The organism is Roseixanthobacter psychrophilus (genome assembly GCF_043195195.1).
In the GTDB taxonomy this organism is placed as follows: domain Bacteria; phylum Pseudomonadota; class Alphaproteobacteria; order Rhizobiales; family Xanthobacteraceae; genus NCEH01.
Map to the genome: position 1 here is coordinate 251,707 of NZ_JBAFWT010000002.1, position 19,825 is coordinate 271,531.

Consider the following 19,825-nt stretch of genomic DNA (forward strand, 5'->3'; position numbering starts at 1 on the left):
TCCGCCGGCAAAGATCGCCGGCGGGATCACTCCATGACGGCGGCGTGGTCGCTCGGCGCCGGCGCCGCGGCGGGCGCGCGCAGCAGCAGCACCAGCGGCATGGCGATCAGGGTCAGGATCATCATGAACTGGAAATCGTCGATATAGGCGATGATGGTGGCCTGGAGCGTGATGATCTGGTCCAGCGCCGCGCGCCCGCCGGCGAGCAGCGGGTCCATGTGCTGGTGCATCCAGGGGTCATCGAAGGCGCGGTTGAACGGCGTCACATAGGCGGCGATGTTCTCGTGGTTGACCTGCACATTGTCCGCCAGCAGCGCCGTCACATAGGCGATGCCGACGCTGGAGCCGATGTTGCGGGAGAGATTGTAGAGCCCGGTTCCCTCGCCGCGCATGTGCGCCGGCAAGGTGGCGAAGGCGACCGTCGTCAGCGGCACGAACAGGAAGCCCAGCCCCGCGCCCTGTACGAAACCCACCCACACGACCGTCCATTGCGACACGTCCGGCGTCCAGCCGGTCATGGCGTACATGGCCCAGGCGGTGAAGGCGAGGCCGACGGTGAGCAGGATGCGGGTATCCACCCGCCCGATCAGCCGCCCGACGATGAACATGCACAGCATGGTGCCCATGCCGCGCGGCCCCATCACCAGGCCGGCGGTCATCACCGGATAGCCCATGAGCGTCTGCAGATAGGGCGTCATCAGCGCCAGCGAGGCGAGATAGGTGACGCCGACGATGAAGATGAAGAACATGCTGACGGAGAAATTGCGGTCCAGGAACAGGCGCGGATTGACGAAGCTGTTCTGTGCCGTGAACGTGTGCGCCAGGAACACATAGGTGGCCGAGACGCACACCACCGCCCAGATGATGATCTCGCCGGACGAGAGCCAGTCGAGCTGCTCGCCCCGGTCGAGGAACAGCTGCAGCGTGGCGATAGCGAGGCTCAGCATGCCGAAGCCGAGCCAGTCGAGCTTGGCGGCCGCGTTCCGCCCGGTCTCCGTGACGAAGACGGTGATGCCGGCGAACGCCAGCAGGCCGATGGGCAGGTTGATGTAGAAGACCCAGCGCCAGCTCATGTTTTCGGTCAGCCAGCCGCCGATGACCGGCCCGAGCACCGGCCCCACCATGACCGAGACGCCGAACAGCGCCATCGCCGAGCCGCGTTCCTCCGGGGTGTAGATGTCCAGCAGGATGCCCTGGGACAGCGGCACCAATGCCGCGCCGAACAGGCCCTGTGCCAGGCGGAAGGCGACGATCTGCACCAGCGATTGCGACAGCCCGCACAGGATCGAGGCGATGACGAAGCCGGCAATGGCGGTGAGCAGCACCCGCTTGCGGCCGAAGCGGGTGGCGAGGAAGCCCGAGGGCGGCGTCATGATGGCGGCGGCGACGATATAGGACGTCAGCACCCAATTGATCTGGTCCGCGCTCGCCGAGACGCTGCCCTGGATATAGGGCAGCGCGACGTTGGCGATGGTGGTGTCGAGCGCCTGCATGATGACGGCAAGGATCACGCAAGCGGTGATGGCGCCGCGGTTGGCGACCAATGGGGTCGCTCCGGCGCCGGCCGTGCCCTCAGCCATGGCTCGCGCTCCCGGTGAGGTCGGAGACGAACGTGGGCAGGCCGCGCGCATGGCCGGTATCCACCGAGACCGTCACGCTCATGCCCACCCGCAGCGGCGGCTTGCCGGAGAGGTCGTCGAAATGGACGATCATGGGGATGCGCTGCACCACCTTCACCCAATTGCCGGTGGTGTTCTGCGCCGGCAGCAGGGAGAAGCTGGAGCCCGAGGCGGGGCTGATGCTCTCCACCGTGCCCTTCCACTCGACATCGGGATAGGTGTCGACCCAGATCGTCACCGGCTGGCCCGGCTTGACATAGGTCAGCTCGGTCTCCTTCGGGCTGGCGGCCACCCAGATGTTGGTGGTCGAGACGAGGCTGAAGGCCTGCTGGGCGGCATCGAGATAGGCGCCCACCTGGAGCGAAGGCACATTGGTGACGATGCCGTCGAACGGCGCCCGCACTGTGGCCTCGTTGAGGTCCCGCTGGGCCTTGTCCACGGTGGACTTGGCCTGGAGATAGGAGGGGTTCTGCTCCACCGGCTGATCGGCATCGCCGCCGAGCTGGGCCAGCGTCGCCGCCGCCTGGGCCTTGGCCACGGTCACCTTCTGGTTGGCGCTGTCGAGATTCTGCTTGGCTTGGTCGTAGGCGGCTTTGGAGGCCGCCGCGCTCGCCAGCAATTCCTCCTGGCGCTTGAAGCTGGTCTGGAAGAACGGCAGGTCGGCCTGCGCCTGGGCGATCTCGGCCTGGGCCTGCTTGTAATTGGCCTTCAGGGTGAGGATCTGGTTGCGCACCGTGCCGAGCTGCGCCTGTGCGCCGTCGAGCGCGATCTGGAACGTATCCTGCTGGAGCTGGAACAGGATGTCGCCCTTCTTCACCACCTGATTGTTGTGTACGGCGATGGATTGCACGATGCCGGCGACATCGGTGGAAATGCCCACCGTGTCGGCCTGCACATAGGCATTGTCCGTGGACATGACGCGCCCGCCGGTCACGTAGAAATAGCCGCCGACGACGAGGGCCACGGGCAGCAGCGCGAACAAAACCGTGCGCACGGTCGAGCGGCGGCTGCGGGGCGATTTGGCGGGCGGTGCCGGGGCAGGGAGCGCGGCGGGCTCGGGCGCTGGTTCGGTGCGCGCCTCGCGCCTCGTGTCGAGGCTGGCCGGCGTTGCGGTGCCCGTGGGGGCTCGAAGCACGGAGGCGGGGCCATCGATGGATTGGGCTTCAGCCATGGTTTTCCTCCTGATCGGGGCCAGGTTCGTTGGAAACGTTGAGAAGGTTCGCTTTCATGATGGCAAGCGCGTGCATCATGCGGGCGCAGTCCTCGTCCGAAACGCCGGCGAGGGCCTCGCTGCGCGTGGCCTCGCCCAGCTTCTGCATTTCGGTCAGGGTCGGTTGCGCGCCCTTGCCCATGTAAAGCAACCACACCCGCCGGTCGGTGGGGTGGCGACGTCGCTCGATCAGGCCGCGTTGCTCCAGCTTGTCGAGGAGGCGGACCAGCGTGATGGCCTCGATCTCCATCAGGTCCGCGAGGCCGCCCTGGTGGATGCCCTCATTGTGCTTGAGATAGGCGAGCGTCTGCCAATGGGAGCGCGTCAGCCCGCTGTCGCGGGCGCGCTGCTCGAACCGCTTGCGCAACAGGCGGGCCACGTCATGCAGCAGGAAACCAAGCGTGGAATGGTCCACCATCGAAAGGCTCACATATAATAAGCATGCTCATTTATTACATGAGATATAGCTCTCCGGTAGCCAGCAACAATGCCAGCGCGATCACGCTTTCTTGAGTTCTTTAATGACGTTGGGTCATATCGCGGCGGTAAAAAAGACGTCTCCGGCGGGACGGGACCCCCCGCGCGACAGCACTGCGTGTCAATGCGAGCGCGGCTCAGGCCTGGGCGAGAATCTTCGTGGCGAAGGCGCTGGCGGAGGATGTCAGCCGGTCCACTTCCTCGGGCGTGGTCGCAAACGAGGTTACGAAGCGGGCGAGGACGGAATCGGCGTCGATGCGCGCGATCCCCGAGGGCAGGCGCGGCCATTCGCTGTAACGCGCGCCCTCCGCTTGCAAGGCGGCGTGCAAAGCGCGTGGGAGGATGGCGAACACCTCGTTGGCCTGCGTCGGCATGGGGAGGCTCACCCCCGGCACCGCGCTCAGCCCGGCCGCGAGCAGCGCCGCCATGGCATTGGCGTGCCGGGCATTGTCGAGCCAGAGGTCCTGTTCGAGATAGGCGACCATCTGCGCGCCGAGGAACCGGCCCTTGGAATAGACTTGGCCGCCGCGCTTGATGCGATAATCGAACTGCGCCGCCAGTCCGGGATCGAAGAAGATCACGGCTTCGGCGCCCATGGCGCCGTTCTTGGTGGCGCCGAAGGTCACCACGTCCACCCCGGCGCGCCAGGTGCACGCTGCGGCGGTCGAATTGGATGCGCTCAGGGCGTTGGCGAACCGCGCCCCGTCCATGTGCAGGCGCAGCCCCAGCTCGCCGCAGGCGGCGCCGATGTCGGCGATCTCGCTCGCGGTATAGACAAGACCCATCTCGCTCGCCTGGGTGATCGAGACCGCCATCGGCATCTGCTGATGGAAGCCGCGCCGGAAATCCCGCCGGGCTGCTGTGATGACGGGCGCCGTCAGCTTGGCGCCGAAGCCCTCAAGGAGGGTCAACTTGGCGCCGCCGGTGAAGAATTCCGGGGCCCCGCATTCATCCGTGTTGAGGTGGGAATCGCGGTGGCAGAAAACGGTGCCGTGGGAGGCCGTGAGGGCAGAGAGCGCCAGCGCATTGGCGGCGGTGCCGGTGGTCACCAGGAACACGCTGACGTCGATCTCGAACAGATCGCGCAGCATCGCGGTCGCGCGCGCGGTCCAGAAGTCGCCGCCATAGGAGGGCATATGGCCGACATTCGCCTCGGCCATTGCCGCCATGATCGCGGGATGCACGCCCGCCGTATTGTCGGATCCGAATTCCATGGCCTTGAGTAACCGGATTTTTGAGCCAAGGCGAGACCTTGCGTGCCGGCAGCCGCGCGGTTTGCGCGTTCAAGGCCGAGCGCTTCAAAAACCCGCCGCAGCCAGGGGCTGCGGCCGCGCGCGTGGCGCGAAAAGTGAGGGTTTAGCCGAGGGCTTGCTCGGTCATCGGCTCTTCTAGAAGGATGCGGTTGCGCCCCGCCATCTTGGCCCGGTAGAGCGCCTTGTCGGCGCGCGCATAGACTTCGGCCGCGCTCTCGCCACCGATGCCGGCGGCAAGACCGGCGGAGAAGCTGTAGGCGAAGTCCGGCAGGTCCGGCAGCGGGCGGGACATCTGGATGGTGGCCAGCATCTGCTCGACCAGCAGCCGGGCCTGCCGGATCGAGGTGTCCGGGAAGACCAGGACGAATTCCTCGCCGCCGACCCGGCCGAAGCAGTCGCGCCGCCGCACCTGCTCCTGGATGCGCCGGGCGAAGTCCCGCAGGATCAGATCGCCGGCAAGATGCCCGTAATGGTCGTTGATATATTTGAAATTATCGAGGTCCAGCACGCCGACGCAACCGGGCACCCCGGCGGCGCCGGTGGGACCGCGCAGCATGTCCTCGATGCGGGCGATCACATAGCGGCGGTTGGCGACCCCGGTGAGGTCGTCGGTATGGGCGGCCTTGATGGCGAAGTCGCGGGCCTGCCGCAGGCTGCGCTCTTCCGCCCGCAGGGATGTGATGTTGCTGGCGATGCACAGCATCCAGCCGTCTTGCTGCACCGTTTCCGTCATCCAGAGCCAGCGCCCGTCCACGAGGTCGGTCTCGAAGGCGCGATAGCCGATCTTGCCCCGCCGCGATTGGGTGGAGAGCAGCCAGGCCTCGAAATCGGCGCTTCGGATGGCGGTACCGCGCCCCGCATGGAAATTCCGCCGCATGAGTTCGCTCCAGAGCGGACACTCGTCGGGCGCGACGACGAAGGCGGCGCGAAAAGCGGCGTTGGCATAACGCAGGCGGTCGCCGGTGTCATAAGCCGCCACCAGCACCGGCGTGTGTTCATACAGGTGCCCAAGCTTTTCGCGCAATTCATTCATTGGGCGCCACACTAGCGAAGCGGGGTGTCGCAAACGAGGAGGAATGACGCGCGCGTCATTTTGCGCCGCCGGCTCTCCCTGCGAGGCGGCTGGATCCGCGAGACGCCGTGCGCCTCGGCATCAGATGCGCGAGTCAAGGCGACTTTACTGAGCCGGCAAGGATTTGCGGCCCGCCGATCGCGGCCCGCCGGCCGCACGCAGACGTGACGGCCTGCGGTCTTCCGCAGCGGGACGGGCTCAGGCAGACTCGCGGGCAATGATCAGGAGAACAGCCATGGCCCTTCGCCACTTCTCTCTCCCGGCCGCGACGGCCGTGATCGTTGCCCTGGCGGGAAGCGCCGCCGCCCATCATGGATGGGGCAGCTACGACGTCTCCAAGGCCTTTACCATCGCCGCGCCGGTGGAGCAGATCGAATGGGCCAATCCCCATGCGCATCTGATGCTGAAATACCAGGGCGAGACCTGGGAAGCGACGCTCGCCCCGCTCTCGCGCATGGCGGCCCGCGGGCTTTCGCCGGATGCCCTGAAGCCCGGCACACCGGTCGAGGTGTTCGGCTATCCCTCGACGCGTACCGTCCACGAAATGCGGGCAGAGCGTATCACCGTGGGCGGCACGACCTTCGAATTGCGGTAGGCGCATGCCGGAAACCCTCGCCGCCTGGGCCTCCGCGCTCGAATTCTCCGCCCTCGGCGCCGCCGCCCGTTCGACGATGTGGCTCTATCCCTTGGCGAACCTCGTCCATATCTTCGGTGCGGCGCTGGTGGTGGGAGCGATCGCTACGTTCGACGTGCAGATCCTGCGCCGGGCGCCGGGCGCGGGGTTGGTGGTGCGGGCGGCGATCCCCGTCGCCGCCGTGGGGCTGGCGCTGCAGGCAGTGTCGGGCATGGTGCTGGTGTCCGCCGAGACCACCACCGTGATCAGGAACCCGGCCTTCCTTGCCAAGATGGCGCTGCTGGTGCTCGCGCTCGCCAATGTCGCCCTGTTCCATGCGCGCTTCGGCACCGCGCTGCGTGCGGGCGCCGGGCTGGAGCGTGCGCGCGGCACGGCGATGGTGTCGCTGGCGAGCTGGACGCTGGTTCTGCTCGCGGGGCGGGCGATCGCCTATGTCTGAATCCGGCCCGAGGCGAACCAGGGTGTCGCCGTCGCCGATCCTGCGCGAGCCGTCCGCGCAGGCCTCGGGAATCAGCGCGTCTCGACCGCGCCGCCGCGGCCGGCGAGCCAGGAGAGCAGGGGGTTCGTGTCCTGCTTGGGCTGCATGCCCGGCAGGTTCGTCACGACGATGATCCGCGTGACCTCGCCGCGCTTATAGGCCTTGAGAAACTTCGGATAGTCGTTGAACGAGATGCAGCCGTTGGAATCGCCGCGCGCGCCCATCATGTAGCTGTGGGTGAGGAAGCCGTCGCGCCCATACATCGGCTCCTTGCCGACCGGGCGCATGCGCAGCGCCTCCACCCCGTGGAACAGGGATTCGCGCATGGTCAGCTCGTAGGTGTTTGGGGGCGTCGGGCCGACCATCTTCTTGGAGACGTGGCGCGCGTCGTCGAAGGTTTCGCCGTAGCCGGAATGGGCCTCCAACCGCTCGCCGCTGGGCATGTAGACGGTCTTGCCGGAGATGTCATAGACCGCGAACCGGTCGGTCGGGCCGGGGAGGATCGACTGAGCCGCAGGCGGCACCACCTGGGGCGTCAGACGGGGCGCGGGCTCCTCGCCCATCGGCCGATCGGCGGGCGGCAGGTAGGCGAGCTGGGTGCGGGCGAGCTGCTGCAGCGGATTGCGCGGCGGTAGCGGAGCGTTCTCCGGCAATGCGAGGTCCGGGGCGGCGGAGAGCGTGGTCTGCGAGGGCAGGCCGGGGGAGAAGAGCGGCCGGACCGGGGGCAGGGGAATGCTGCGGGATGCCTCCAGCGGGGGCGCCGGGGGCAGGGCCGCGACGACGACGCGGCGCGGCACGAACCGGTCGTGCCCGGTGCCGAGCCCGGCCTCGAACATCCAGCTCGGCCCGAGCACGATGGCGCCGGACGAGCGGAAATTGCCGATGTCGGTGACCGGCTTTTCCCCGATGGCGCGGGCGGTGGCCTCCTGGACCGGGGCTGCCTGGACCGGCGCCGACTCGGGTGTCTCGACCGCGCGATTGGAGATGCCGGCCAGCGTGCGCCATTCGGCGTCGGAGGTGACGATCATGGTCGCGGCGGCAACGGCGCCCATGCCGATGAGGCACGCCCCGAAGACCAGCAGCGGCAGCCGGGCCTTGGATGAGACAGGGCTCTCGATATAGCCGGTGTCGTCATAGGGCGTGTACGTCATGATCCTCACTGCGCGACCGGATTACCACCCCGGCCTTGACCGCGGCGCAGAGCGCCGCACTGTCTTGGCCGGATGTCTGCGCCCGCGCCGAACGGCCCATGGGCTCTTGGAAACCTTGCTTGAGGGTCGCAACCGGTTGTCCGGCCACCCCCGCGATGCCCCCATAGCTACCAGCGCTTAGTAACCATTTTATTGATCTAGCCCCTTCAGGCCAACCCGCACCGCCGGTTTATCTAACCCGCTCCCCTCCCCATGCGCAAGCACAGGTCGGTTTCCCGCATTGCATTTATAGTAGAAACAATGGCTTAGCCAATTTTCCCAGCGGTGCGATCGCACCCCGGCGCGACCGGAAGCCCCGGCGCGCCCGCGTCGATCGGTCCGAGGCGGAAGTTTCGGTTGGAGGCGGGGACGCGCGGCGCCATCATCCGGCCCCATGATCGACCTGCGAAATATCGAGACATTCTTCTGGGCGGCGGCGCTCGGCAGCCTGCGGGCGGCGTCGGAAAAACTCGGCACCACCCAGCCCGCCATTTCCCAGCGCATCGCTTCCCTGGAGGCCGCCCTCGGGGTGCGCCTGTTCGAGCGCGAGGCGCGCGGCGTGAAGCTGACCGCCAAGGGGCACGAGCTGCTGTCCCACGCCGAGCGCATGATGCAGGCGCGCCATGACATGCTCCAGGCGGCGCGGGACCAGACCACCATGACCGGCACGCTGCGCATCGGGGTGGCGGAAACCATCGTCCAGACCTGGCTGCCGGAACTGATCGAGCAGGTGCATGCGGCCTATCCCGCGCTGGTGCTGGAGATCGAGGTGGACAGCACCCATGTGCTGCAATCCCATCTCATGGCCCGGCAGATCGACGTGGCCTTCCTGATGGGGCCGGTGCTGGAGGCTCGGGTCGAGAACCTGCCCCTGTGCACCTATCCCCTCGCCTGGGTGGTGAAGCCGGGAGTCGACCTCGGCCCGGGGCCGATCACATTGGACCGGGTGGCGACGCTGCCCATCGTCACCTATCCCTCCAACAGCTCGCCCTATCGCATGGTGCGCGACATGCTGATGCGCGCCGGCATCTCCACCCCGCGCATGTACGGCTGCGCCTCGCTCTCCATGGTGGTGCGCATGGTGGCGGACGGCATCGGCACGGCGGTGATCACCCCGGTCTTCCTCGGCAAGGAGCTGGAGCGCGGGGAATTGCGGCTGCTGGAGGTGGTCTGTGATCCGCTGCCGGACCTCAGCTTCACCGCGAGCTGGATCGACGGGCCGGAGAGCTATCCCTCGCGGGTGATCGCCCGCCTCGCCCAGCGGGTGGCAGGGCAGGGAAGCGCCACTCTGGAGGTATAAATTTCGCTTATACGTCGCTTCCAAACATACGATTGGACAAGCCGCGCCCCCATGCCCTGCAATGATCCGCAGAACGACAGCGCAACGCTGCGACAGAGGGATCATTGGACATGGCATCTGGACGTGCGCTTCGCGTGCGAACGACCTCCTTTGCGGACGCCCGTTCCGCATCGGCGGCTTGAGGGGTGGCGATGGCGCCGCTTCCGCCCATCGACGACAGGGACTGTCTCGCCGCGCGCCGCCGCGCGCTGCTTGAGACGGCGCAACGACAGGGCCTCACGGCGATCGCGGTGTTTGGCCATGGCAGCGCGCTCGGCACCGGCACCAAGTCTCACGGCACCTTGCGCTTTCTCAGCGGCTGGGACGGCCATGAGAGCGCCTCGCTTCTGCTGATCGCGGCCGAAGGCGCGCACCTGCTGGTGGCGAGCCCCTTCATGGTGCCGCTCGCCCGTGACCTGCGCCCCGACCTTGCGATCCACGATGTCCGCCCCGATGGCTGGGCGGCGACGCTCGCCGCCCTGCTGCCGGCGGGCGGGCGCATCGGTATTGCCGGTTTCGGCGAGATGCCGCTGAACATTCATCGGGCGCTCGGCGCTTTCGGCGGCGGGGTGCCGCTGGACGCCGAGATTGACCGCATGCGGCTGGCGAAGGACGCCGCGCAGGAGCGCCTCCATCGCGCCGCCGCGGCGCTCTGCGACGATCTGTTCGCGGCTTTGGGCGCGGAGCTTTCCGCCCGCTTGCCGGCGTGGCAGATCCAGCTCAATCTGGAGATGCGCGCGCGGCGGGCCGGCGCCGATTATTGCCGCACCTGGCTGACCATTGCGCCGCAGGCGGATTATTGCCGCTATTGGCGCGAGGAAGCGCTGGCGGTGCCGCAGGCCGGAGACCAGGTGCTGCTCGGCATCGCCCTGACCGTGGACGGTCATTGGGGCCACGGCATTCGCATGGGCAGCATCGGCCCGCAGAAGGCGGAACATTCAGCGCTGGCCGCCCACGTGGAAGCCATGCTCGCCGCCGGTCTTTCGGCGCTTGCCCCCGGCCTGCCGCTCGCCGGTGTCGAGGCGGCCATGGAGGCGGAACTCGCGCGCCGGGAGGTCGAGGCCGCATTCCCCGCGCTGCGGCGCTTTCGCGGCGGTCACGGGCTTGGCTGTTCCTATGAAGACCCGCTGCTGACGGACGCGTTCCGCCAGCATTTCGACCCCTCGGCCCCGCCGGCCGTGGCGCCCGAACTGACGCTGGCGCCGGGCATGCTGTTCGAACTGCACCCCAATCTGTTCGTCCCCGGGGTCGGCGGGGCGGCGCTGGGCGAAATGGTGCTGCTGACCCCGCACGGTGCCGAACTGCTGCTGAGATTTCCCCGCTCCTGCGTCGTGTGGGCCTGACGCCAATAAAAGCCGAACCAAAACAAATCACCAAACCAAGACCAACCAGAGGAATGGACATGAAACATCTCGCCTTCGCCGCCGCCGCATTGTTCGCCGCGACTCTCTCCGCTGGTGCGCAGGAACTGCCCAAGACCAATCTCAAGGTGGTGGGCGGCCTCAGCAACCTCACCGCCTACCAGGATTATGAGAAGCCGTTCTGGACCAAGACGATCCCCGAGAAGTCCAACGGCCAGGTGACGGCCGAGATCAAGGGCTTCAATGAAATGGGCCTCAAGGGTCCTGAACTGCTGCGCCTGATGTCCCAGGGCGTGGTCGAGTTCGGCACCGCCACCTTGTCCTATTTCGCCTCGGACAATCCGATCAACGAAGCCATCGACCTCGCCGGCCTCGCCCCCGACGTGCAGACCGCCCGCAAGGTGACCGATGCGTTCGAACCGGTGCTCGCCAAGCTGTATGGCGATGGTTCGAACGTGCGGCTGCTCGGCATTTCCACCTATCCGGCGCAGGTTCTGTTCTGCAATGCCGAGATCAAGAGCCTGGCCGACCTGAAGGGCAAGAAGGTCCGCACCTCCTCGCGCACCCAGGCGGAATTCGTCGAGGCGTTCGGCGGCTCCAGCGTCACCATGGCGTTCGGCGAAGTGGTGCCGGCGCTGCAGAACAAGGTGGTCGACTGCGCCATCACCGGCTCGCTCTCGGGCTATTCGGCCAAATGGTATGAAGTCTCCACCCATCTCGTGGCGCTGCCCATCAACTGGAACCAGCAGATCCACGCGGTGAACGAAAAGGCGTGGCAGAAGCTCGACCCGAAGGTGCAGGCGTTCCTGCAGACCAACATCAAGGGTCTCGTGAACGAGATCTGGACCGCCGCCGCCAAGCAGACCCAGCAGGGCTATGACTGCAACACCGGCGCCGCCGCCTGCCCGTTCGACGTCAAGGGCAAGATGGTGCTGGTGACCCCGAGCGAGGCCGACAAGGCGCTGCTGCGCAAGGTGCTCCAGGACCAGATCCTGCCCAAGTGGGCGGCCCGCTGCTCGGCCGAATGCGTGACGAGCTTCAACGCCACCATCGGCAAGGAACTCGGCCTGTCCGTCAGCAAGTGACGGCGCCGGCGCGGGAGGGCCGGTGCATCCGGTCCTCCCGTCCCGCCGCGTCCGTGGAGCCAGTCACATGAACCCGCCACCCCCCCTTCCCGCGCTTGCCAAAGTGCTGCGCTTTGCCGAAATCCTGTCGCGGGGCGCGGTATGGTTCGGCGGAGCGCTCACCATCGCCAGCGTGCTGCTGATTTCCTTCGACGTGCTGTGCCGCAAGTTCATCGGCTGGACCACCGGCGGCGCGGACGAGCTTTCAAGCTATGCGTTCGCCATCAGCACCTCCTGGTCGCTCGCCTTCGCGACGCTCCAGCGGGCCAATGTGCGGGTGGACGTGCTCTACCAATACATGCCGGTGCGCGTCGCGGCGGTGCTCGATTGGCTGTCCCTGGTGGCGCTCGGCACCTTCATGGGCGTGCTGACTTATTATGCCTATGACGTGGTGGGCACCTCCATCGCCCAAAACTCGCACGCCAACACTCCGCTCGCCACGCCGCTGTTCATTCCCCAGGGGCTCTGGTTCCTCGGGCTGGTGTTCATGTGCGTGATCCTCGCCATGATGCTGCTGCGCGCCTCCGTGGCCCTGGTCACGGGCGATATCGAGACGGTGAAGTCTATCGCTGGCGTGCGCTCCACCCAGGAGGAAGCCGAGGAAGAAGCCGCCGCCGGCGAGCGCATGGTGAAGGGAGACGCGGCATGATCGCGACAACGCTCGTCCTGCTGCTGGTCCTGATCGGCCTGTCGATCCCGGTGGGTGCCGCGCTCGGCATCCTCGGCCTCATCCTCGACCCGCTCTATTCCATGCTCCCGCTCTCGCGGGCCATGGGCGAACTGGCCTGGAGCACCAATAACGAGTTCCTGCTGGTCGCCATTCCGCTGTTCATCCTTTTGGGCGAAGTGCTGCTGCGCGCGGGCTTCGCGGAGCGCATGTACAGCGCCATGAGCCTTTGGCTCTCCTGGCTGCCCGGCGGGCTGATGCACGCCAATATCGGCGCCTCGGCGCTGTTCGCGGCGACCTCCGGCTCCAGCGTCGCCACGGCCGCGACGGTCGGCACGGTCTCGATCCCGCAGATCAAGCGCTACGGCTATAACGAGCCGCTGTTCCTCGGCTCGCTCGCGGCCGGCGGCACGCTGGGCATCCTGATCCCGCCGTCTATCAATCTCGTGATCTACGGCGTGCTCACCAATTCCTCGGTGCCTAAGCTGTATCTCGCCGGCATCATCCCCGGCTTGCTGCTGGCGGGCCTGTTCATGCTCACCGTCATCGTCGCCTGCATCGCCAAGCCGGCGTGGGGCGGGCAGAAGGTGAAGGCGACCTGGGGCGAACGCCTGCGCAGCCTGGTGCATCTCGCACCCCCGCTGGGCATCTTCCTGCTGGTGGTGGGCTCGATCTATGCCGACCTCGCCACCCCCACCGAGGCGGCGGCGCTGGGCGTGCTCGGTGCGCTGATCCTTGCCGCCTGGTTCGGCCGCCTGACCCTCACCATGCTGCGCGAGGCGGTGGAGGGCACCATGAAGGCGACCGCGATGATCATGCTGATCATCATCGCCGCCAGCTTCCTCAACTTCGTCATGTCGGCCACCGGGATCACCGACGCCATCACCAATTCCATCTCCGGCCTCGGGTTCTCCCCGGTGCAGATGCTGTTCGTGATCGTGATCTTCTACCTGATCCTCGGCTGCTTCATGGAGACCCTCTCCATGATGATCACCACCATCCCGATCGTGGCGCCGATCATGCTGCAGCTCGGCTACGACCCGATCTGGCTCGGCATCCTGATCATCATCCTGGTGGAGGCGGCGCTCATCACTCCGCCCGTGGGGCTCAACCTATTCGTGGTGCAGAGCCTGCGCAAAAGCGGCTCCATGGGCGCGGTGATCGTCGGCTCCATCCCGTTCGTGCTCGCCATGGCGGTGCTGCTGGTCCTGATCTCCGTCTTCCCCGATCTCGCCCTTTATCTGCCGCGCGTCTTCTCCTGAGGCGCGGCTTTCCCCTGGTCTTTCTTCGCAGGTTGTCATGGAACTGAATTTCACCGTCGAGGCCGAGGGTGCCACGCGCGCGCTCACCGTCACCCTTACCGATCTCGTGGTCGCCGGCTGGGCCGGGCGCGACATGGCCGCCATCGAGCACCATATCGAGGAGCTGTTCGCCATCGGCGTGCCGCGTCCGAGCGCCGTGCCGCTTTATTACCGCGCCGCCGAGAACCTCATGACCCAGGCCGACCGCATCCAGGTGCTGGGCGCGGAAACCTCGGGCGAGGTGGAGACCTTCGTCTTTACCGCCGATGGCGAGATGTATGTCAGCCTCTCCTCGGACCACACCGACCGCAAGCTGGAGACGCAGAGCGTCGCGCTCTCCAAGCAGATCTGCGCCAAGCCCATCGCCCGCACCGCCTGGCGCTTCGCCGACGTGGCCGGCCATTGGGACGAGATGATCATCCGCGCCTTTATCGCGGAGGGCGGCAAGAGCGTGCTGTATCAGGAAGGTCCGCTCTCGGCTTTGCGTCCGCCGCTGGACCTCATCGAAGGCTTCACCGGCGGTGCCACGACACTGCCGGCGGGCGTGGGCATGATCTGCGGCACGGTGGGTGCCATCGGCGGTATCCGCCCGGCGCCCGCCTTCACGATGGAATTGTTCGATCCGGTCCTTAAGCGCACGATCCGCCACAGCTACACCATCGACATCCTGCCGGAAGTGGCCTGACCATGACGCGTTCCCTCACCGATCTGCGCGCCGACCTCGAAACCGGCCGCACCAGCGCCCGCGCCCTCGCCGAGACGGCGCTCGCCAAGGCGCGCGATCCCGCCGGGGAGGGCGCGCGGGTGTTCACCTCGCTTTACGCCGATTGGGCGGAGAACCTCGCCCGGGCGTCCGACGCGGTGCGTCAGGCGAGCGTTGCCCGCTCGCCCATCGAGGGGCTGCCGATCTCCATCAAGGACCTGTTCGACGTCGCGGGGGAGACCACGCGCGCCGGATCGGTGGCGCTCGACGGAGCGCCGCCCGCGCGCGTCCATTCCCGTGTTGTGGCGCGCCTGCTTGCCGCCGGGGCGGTGCTGACCGGCCGCACCAACATGACCGAGTTCGCCTTTTCCGGGCTCGGCCTCAATCCCCATTACGGCACGCCGCTCAACCCGTTCGACCGTGCCACCGGCCGCATTCCGGGCGGCTCGTCCTCGGGCGCGGCAGTCTCGGTGAGCGACGGCATGGCCGCCGCCGCCATCGGCACGGACACCGGCGGCTCGGTGCGCATTCCCGCCGCCCTGTGCGGCCTCACCGGCTTCAAGCCCACGGCGCGCCGCGTGCCGCGCACCGGCGTGCTCCCGCTGTCCACCAGCCTTGATTCCATCGGCCCGATCGCGCCCACGGTCGCCTGCTGCGCGCTGCTCGATGCCATTCTCTCCGGCAGCGGCGCGGAGGTGCCCGCGCCGGCCGCGCTCGCCGGACTGCGGCTGGCCGTACCCACCACCCTCGTGCTCGACGGCATGGACGGCGCGGTTTCGGCGGCGTTCTCGCAGGCCCTCTCTATCCTGTCGGGCGCGGGCGCGCGGATCACCGAGATCGATCTGCCGGAATTCGCCGGGCTCGGCGCCATCAATGCCAAGGGCGGGCTCGCCGCCGCCGAGGCGTGGCACTGGCATCGCGGGCTGATCGCGCGCGAAGGGCCGCGCTATGACCCGCGCGTGCTGGCGCGGCTGATGCGCGGGCGGGAGATGTCTGCGGCGGACTACATCGATGTGGTCGAGGCGCGCGCCGCCTGGATCGCGTCCGTGGAAGCGCGGGTTGCCGGCTTCGACGCGCTGCTCCTGCCGACCGTGCCGGTGATCGCCCCGCCGCTCGCCGCGCTGGAGCGGGACGATGCCGCCTATGGCGCCGCCAATGTGCTGATCCTGCGCAATCCCACCGTGCTCAACTTTCTCGACGGGTGCGCCTTGTCGATCCCGTGCCATTGGCCCGGCACGGCGCCCGTGGGCCTCATGATCGCGGGGGCCGCGGGCCGCGACAGCGCCGTCCTCGCCATCGGACTGGCGGCGGAAGCGGCCATCGGCGCGGCCCTGCGCCGCTGATCCAGCAGGATATCGCCCATGATCACCACCCTGTCCTCCTCCCCTTATTCTGCGCGGCTCTCGGCGCGCGCGGGCGCGCTGCGCGGCCCCACGGCCAATGTCGCCCCGGGCTTCGTCCAGGCCAATCTCGCCATCCTGCCGCGCGAATTGGCCTATGATTTCCTGCTGTTCTGCCAGCGCAATCCCAAGCCGTGTCCATTGGTGGGGGTCTCGGAAGTGGGGGACCCCTTCCTGCCGGCCCTCGGGCGGGATCTCGACATCCGCACCGATATTCCGCGCTACCGGGTGTGGCGCTCCGGCGAACTCGTCGGCGAGCCGACCGACATCACCGATCTGTGGCGGGACGACCTGGTGGCGTTCCTGATCGGCTGCTCGTTCTCGTTCGAGGAGGCCATGCTCGCGGCCGGGCTGCCGGTGCGCCATATCGAGCAGGGCAGCAACGTGCCGATGTATCGTACCTCGGTCCAGACTCAGCCGGCCGGCCGGTTCAGCGGGCCGCTCGTGGTCTCGATGCGGCCGCTCTCGCCGGCCGATGCCGTCCACGCGGTGCAGGTGACCGCGCGCTTTCCGTCCGTGCACGGCGCGCCTGTGCATATCGGCGATCCCGCGGCCATCGGCATCGCCGACATCGGCGCGCCCGATTATGGCGATCCGGTCGAGATCCGGCCCGGCGAAGTGCCGGTGTTCTGGGCGTGCGGGGTCACGCCCCAGGCAGTGATCGCGAGCGTGCGCCCGGACTTCTGCATCACCCACGCGCCCGGCCACATGCTGGTGTGCGACATTCCCAACGGCGCACTCGCGGCCATGTAAGCCGTCGCGATGGAGAAGGGCGGACCAAAGGAGATCGAGCCGGCCCTATGGCGCGCGGACGCTGCGAGAAGATGGCCCGGCTGCCGGAGACCGGCCCCGACGATTCGCCGCACGACGGAGGCGTTCAACCGCATGCGGGGCCGCCGCGCGGTTCCGCGCGGGGTCCCAGCCTGAGCGGTGCCCTTGCGGACATGGCCTTTGCCGCAGCCCGCATCAGCCAAATGCCGTCGGGGCGCTGGTTGCCAGAAGAAGCCAGAGCAGAGCTCCGGCCGCGAGTGCGCCAAACGCCAGGCCAATGACCGCGCCGGCTGAAAAGCCGGCAATCTTTGTTTTCGTTTGCAGCCGCATGTGGGTCCCCGCGCGCTGTTGTGGCTCTGGAGACCTAACGCAGGGGTAGTCGATTTCGCCGCAATTGCCGGGCTGGAAAGCGATGCGCTCCGGCTATCGTGAAGTCGGCGGAGGCCGGATTCGGGGGCCTCAGGAGAAGGCGACCGTGCCGCGTGCGCCAAAGCGGTGCGCGCGGGCGCGGAATGTGGCGGCGGTCATACCCACATGCTGGCGGAAGCTGCGCGAGAAGGCGCTGGTCTCGCTATAGCCGAGATAGAGCGCGAGCGAAGTGATGGAGATGGAGGTCTCCGCCAGGATGCATTTGGCGATGCGGAAGCGCACCTTGTTGCGCAGGTCCATATAGCTGACGCCATGCTCGGCCAGCTTGCGCTGGAAGGAGCGCAGGCTCATGCCAAAATCGCTCGCGGCATATTCGATGTCGATGCTGGTGGAATGCGCGAGGCAGGCGGTCATCCAAGCCTCGATGCCGCAGACGAGGTCCAGCCGACCGTCATTGGTGCGGATCACCTCGCACAATTCGGTTTCGATGCGGGCATTCAGCGGCAGGTCTGCGCTGGCGATGGGGATATCGAGATATTCGGCGGGAAAGCAGATGGCGTTCTCGCGCCCGCCGAACTTGACCGGACAGGCAAAATGATCCCGGTAAACTTCCAGATCTTCCCCCGGCAGGTGCTCCAGCTCCACGCACGCCATGCGCCGCCCCGGCCCGAGCAGCCGCGCCAGCATGGAATATTCGATGGCGAGGGTGAAATTGGCGTCTTGGACCCGAAACCGCACCGCAGGATCGGCAATCAGATAGGCCAGACGGGCGATGCCATTGCTTATTGTGAGGGCATGCTTGGTGTTGCTCTGTACGCTGGGAAAGCAGCGGGTGAACTTTTCCAGGGCGTCGCCCACCGTCCTGGAGGTGAGGAAAAGCAGGGCGATGGGGCCGAGCCCCTCGTGGCGGAACGCCTTGCCAAGCTCCACCCCGAAGGTGGCATCGCCGCGCACTTCAGCGGCGGATTCCAGGATCGATGTGAAGGTTGCCAGCGGCAGAAAGCTTGAAGAACCGCAGAAATTCTCCTGCGCCATGCCGAGCTTCGCAATCACCTCGCCCGTGTCCGTGCCTTTGCCGGCGATGGTGGAAACGAGGGCCTGCGTGGCGCTCGTGGTGATGAGGCTCGATGGGTACATGGGCTGCTCAATCGGCTGAATCCGCCAAAATCATCTTGCAAGCTTCATGCCGGGGGGGCGACCCACAAATTGGCATCAATTGTCAAGTCCGGGAAAATCCTTGGACATAGTGTCCTATTCAACGCCCCGGCGCGAATCCGAGGCCCCATGTCCCGATCAGGCGCAGCACGCCGGTACACCGGCAGTATCCGCACGCCGGTCACGGGACGGACATCGCAAAAAACCAATCCAGAGGAGTTCGATGTCTATGAGCACCAGTGCACCGACCCAGCTCCGGCCGAATGCCATCGGCGTATGGCATGTCGTCTTCTTCGTGGTGGCCGCCGCAGCCCCGCTGACCGCCGTGGTGGGCGCGTCTCCCGCCGCATTCGCCTTCGGCAACGGACCCGGCACGCCGGGCACCTATCTTCTCGTCGGCCTGCTCTATCTTCTGTTCAGCGTCGGCTTCACCGCCATGAACCGCTTCGTCGGCACCGCCGGCGGCTTTTATCCCTATATCGCCAACGGGCTCGGCCGGCCGGCCGGCGTCGCCGGCGCCTTCATCGCCATCGCCACCTATAATGCCATCGATATCGCGGTGTATGGCCTGTTCGGTTTCTTCATGAATGACATCGTGAAGACGGCGGGCGGCCCGGATATTCATTGGCTGTTCTATGCCGCGCTGCTCGGCATCGTGGTTTTTCTCTGCGGCATGCGCAATATCGAGTTCAGCGGCAAGATCTTGGGCTATTGCATGGTGGCGGAGATCGCCATTTTGCTGGTGCTGGGCCTAGCCATTCTGATCGGTGGCGGCGGGCCGGAGGGGGTGAGCCTTTCCGCCTTCGGGCCACAGGCCATTTTCGCGCCCGGCTTTGGCGTGTCGCTGGTGTTCGTGGTCGCCTCCTTCATCGGCTTCGAGGCGACGGCAATCTTCGGCGAGGAGGCGCGCGACCCCAAGCGCACCATTCCCCGCGCGACCTATCTCGCGGTGATCGTGATTGCGGTCTTCTATGCCTTCGCCACCTGGACCATCGCGCTTCACTACGGCCCTTCGAAGATTGCCGCCGAGGCCACCGCCAATACCGCGACGCTCTATCTCTCCGCGATCCAGGCCGACCTTGGCCCGCTCGCCGGCATCGCCATGAACCTGCTGCTCATCACCAGCCTGTTCGCCTGCGCGCTGTCGTTCCACAACACCATCAACCGCTATTTCTACGCCATCGGCCGCGAGGGTCTGGCCTGGGCCGGCTTTGCCCGCACCCATGCCGCCCACCAATCGCCTTACGTGGCCGGCGCGGTGCAGAGCGTGATCGCGCTCGGCGCTGTGGCGCTGTTCGCCCTGGGCGGGCAGGATCCCTATGCGGTGGTGTTCGCCTGGATGGGCACGTTCGCCAGCATCGGCATTCTGGTGGTGCAGATTCTGGTGTCGCTGGCGGTGATCGGCTTCTTTAGGGCCGATGCGCGGGGTGTGGGCATCGGCCACCGGTTGATCGCGCCAGCACTCAGCATCGTCGGCCTTGGCGCCTGTCTTGCCTTCATGGTCGCCAATCTGGCCCTGGTGAGCGGCTCGGAATCGGCGGTGGTGGAATCCTTCCCGGTGCTGGTCGTGGGCATCGGCGTGGCCGGCTACGCGTTCGCCCAATGGCTGCGCTCGGTGCGGCCCCTGGTCTACGAAAACCTTGGCCGCGCCTTCGGTTGACGCCTCTGCGGGGGGCGGCGCCGCCTCCCGTTTTCGCCTGTC

Annotated in this window: 19 protein-coding genes; 11 read left to right on the forward strand and 8 right to left on the reverse strand. The window is 67.1% G+C overall.

Annotation, left to right across the window (positions count from 1 at the left end; all coding sequences use genetic code 11):
- Positions 1-26: 26 nt before the first annotated feature.
- The 5 genes from V5F77_RS03570 to V5F77_RS03590 form a co-directional block, all read right to left on the reverse strand.
- Positions 27-1,580, reverse strand: coding sequence for a DHA2 family efflux MFS transporter permease subunit (locus V5F77_RS03570; protein ID WP_429003944.1), 1,554 nt, complete (start codon positions 1,578-1,580; stop codon positions 27-29).
- A complete protein-coding gene (locus tag V5F77_RS03575) occupies positions 1,573-2,790 on the reverse strand; it encodes an HlyD family secretion protein (protein ID WP_429003945.1) in 1,218 nt (405 codons plus the stop codon). Before V5F77_RS03575 ends, V5F77_RS03570 begins: the two co-directional genes overlap by 8 nt.
- Positions 2,783-3,247, reverse strand: coding sequence for a MarR family winged helix-turn-helix transcriptional regulator (locus V5F77_RS03580; RefSeq protein WP_429003946.1), 465 nt, complete (start codon positions 3,245-3,247; stop codon positions 2,783-2,785). Before V5F77_RS03580 ends, V5F77_RS03575 begins: the two co-directional genes overlap by 8 nt.
- Before the next feature lie 196 nt (positions 3,248-3,443).
- Positions 3,444-4,520: a threonine aldolase family protein gene (locus V5F77_RS03585; RefSeq protein WP_429003947.1), complete on the reverse strand. Its 1,077-nt coding sequence runs from the start codon at positions 4,518-4,520 to the stop codon at positions 3,444-3,446.
- 142 nt (positions 4,521-4,662) lie between these two features.
- Positions 4,663-5,592, reverse strand: coding sequence for a GGDEF domain-containing protein (locus tag V5F77_RS03590; RefSeq protein ID WP_429003948.1), 930 nt, complete (start codon positions 5,590-5,592; stop codon positions 4,663-4,665).
- A 274-nt stretch (positions 5,593-5,866) separates the two neighbouring features.
- On the opposite strand from V5F77_RS03590, the gene V5F77_RS03595 reads away from it, so the two are divergent.
- Both V5F77_RS03595 and V5F77_RS03600 read left to right on the forward strand, forming a co-directional pair.
- A complete protein-coding gene (locus V5F77_RS03595) occupies positions 5,867-6,226 on the forward strand; it encodes a DUF6152 family protein (RefSeq protein ID WP_429003949.1) in 360 nt (119 codons plus the stop codon).
- A gap of 4 nt (positions 6,227-6,230) precedes the next feature.
- Entirely contained in the window at positions 6,231-6,704 is a 474-nt protein-coding gene (locus V5F77_RS03600; RefSeq protein WP_429003950.1) for a hypothetical protein, read from the forward strand.
- A 71-nt stretch (positions 6,705-6,775) separates the two neighbouring features.
- Here V5F77_RS03600 and V5F77_RS03605 read toward each other — a convergent pair whose 3' ends face one another.
- Positions 6,776-7,894 (reverse strand): DUF2778 domain-containing protein, encoded by a 1,119-nt coding sequence (locus tag V5F77_RS03605; RefSeq protein ID WP_429003951.1) that lies wholly within the window; start codon positions 7,892-7,894, stop codon positions 6,776-6,778.
- 433 nt (positions 7,895-8,327) lie between these two features.
- On the opposite strand from V5F77_RS03605, the gene V5F77_RS03610 reads away from it, so the two are divergent.
- From V5F77_RS03610 to V5F77_RS03645, 8 genes are all read left to right on the forward strand, one after another.
- The gene (locus V5F77_RS03610) at positions 8,328-9,233 is read left to right on the forward strand and encodes a LysR family transcriptional regulator (protein ID WP_429003952.1); all 906 of its coding nucleotides are present in this window, start codon (positions 8,328-8,330) and stop codon (positions 9,231-9,233) included.
- Positions 9,234-9,424: 191 nt separating this feature from the next.
- Positions 9,425-10,615 carry a M24 family metallopeptidase gene (locus V5F77_RS03615; RefSeq protein ID WP_429003953.1) on the forward strand — a complete coding sequence of 397 codons (1,191 nt, stop codon included), beginning with the start codon at positions 9,425-9,427 and terminating at the stop codon, positions 10,613-10,615.
- A gap of 59 nt (positions 10,616-10,674) precedes the next feature.
- On the forward strand, positions 10,675-11,718 hold the full coding sequence (locus tag V5F77_RS03620) for a TRAP transporter substrate-binding protein (protein WP_429003954.1): 1,044 nt from the start codon (positions 10,675-10,677) through the stop codon (positions 11,716-11,718).
- A gap of 67 nt (positions 11,719-11,785) precedes the next feature.
- On the forward strand, positions 11,786-12,406 hold the full coding sequence (locus tag V5F77_RS03625; protein WP_429003955.1) for a TRAP transporter small permease subunit: 621 nt from the start codon (positions 11,786-11,788) through the stop codon (positions 12,404-12,406).
- The gene (locus V5F77_RS03630) at positions 12,403-13,686 is read left to right on the forward strand and encodes a TRAP transporter large permease (protein ID WP_429003956.1); all 1,284 of its coding nucleotides are present in this window, start codon (positions 12,403-12,405) and stop codon (positions 13,684-13,686) included. Before V5F77_RS03625 ends, V5F77_RS03630 begins: the two co-directional genes overlap by 4 nt.
- 37 nt (positions 13,687-13,723) lie before the next feature.
- Positions 13,724-14,410: a DUF2848 domain-containing protein gene (locus tag V5F77_RS03635; RefSeq protein WP_429003957.1), complete on the forward strand. Its 687-nt coding sequence runs from the start codon at positions 13,724-13,726 to the stop codon at positions 14,408-14,410.
- A 2-nt stretch (positions 14,411-14,412) separates the two neighbouring features.
- Positions 14,413-15,771, forward strand: a complete 1,359-nt coding sequence (locus V5F77_RS03640) for an amidase (RefSeq protein ID WP_429003958.1) — start codon at positions 14,413-14,415, stop codon at positions 15,769-15,771.
- Positions 15,772-15,789: 18 nt separating this feature from the next.
- A complete protein-coding gene (locus V5F77_RS03645; protein WP_429003959.1) occupies positions 15,790-16,581 on the forward strand; it encodes a putative hydro-lyase in 792 nt (263 codons plus the stop codon).
- Between the two features lie 213 nt (positions 16,582-16,794).
- Here V5F77_RS03645 and V5F77_RS03650 read toward each other — a convergent pair whose 3' ends face one another.
- Positions 16,795-16,929 (reverse strand): hypothetical protein, encoded by a 135-nt coding sequence (locus V5F77_RS03650; RefSeq protein WP_429003960.1) that lies wholly within the window; start codon positions 16,927-16,929, stop codon positions 16,795-16,797.
- A gap of 129 nt (positions 16,930-17,058) precedes the next feature.
- Positions 17,059-18,105, reverse strand: coding sequence for an AraC family transcriptional regulator (locus tag V5F77_RS03655; protein ID WP_429003961.1), 1,047 nt, complete (start codon positions 18,103-18,105; stop codon positions 17,059-17,061).
- Between the two features lie 241 nt (positions 18,106-18,346).
- On the opposite strand from V5F77_RS03655, the gene V5F77_RS03660 reads away from it, so the two are divergent.
- Complete coding sequence (locus V5F77_RS03660; protein WP_429003962.1) at positions 18,347-19,783, forward strand: APC family permease; 1,437 nt, start codon at positions 18,347-18,349, stop codon at positions 19,781-19,783.
- The last annotated feature ends 42 nt before the right edge of the window (positions 19,784-19,825 follow it).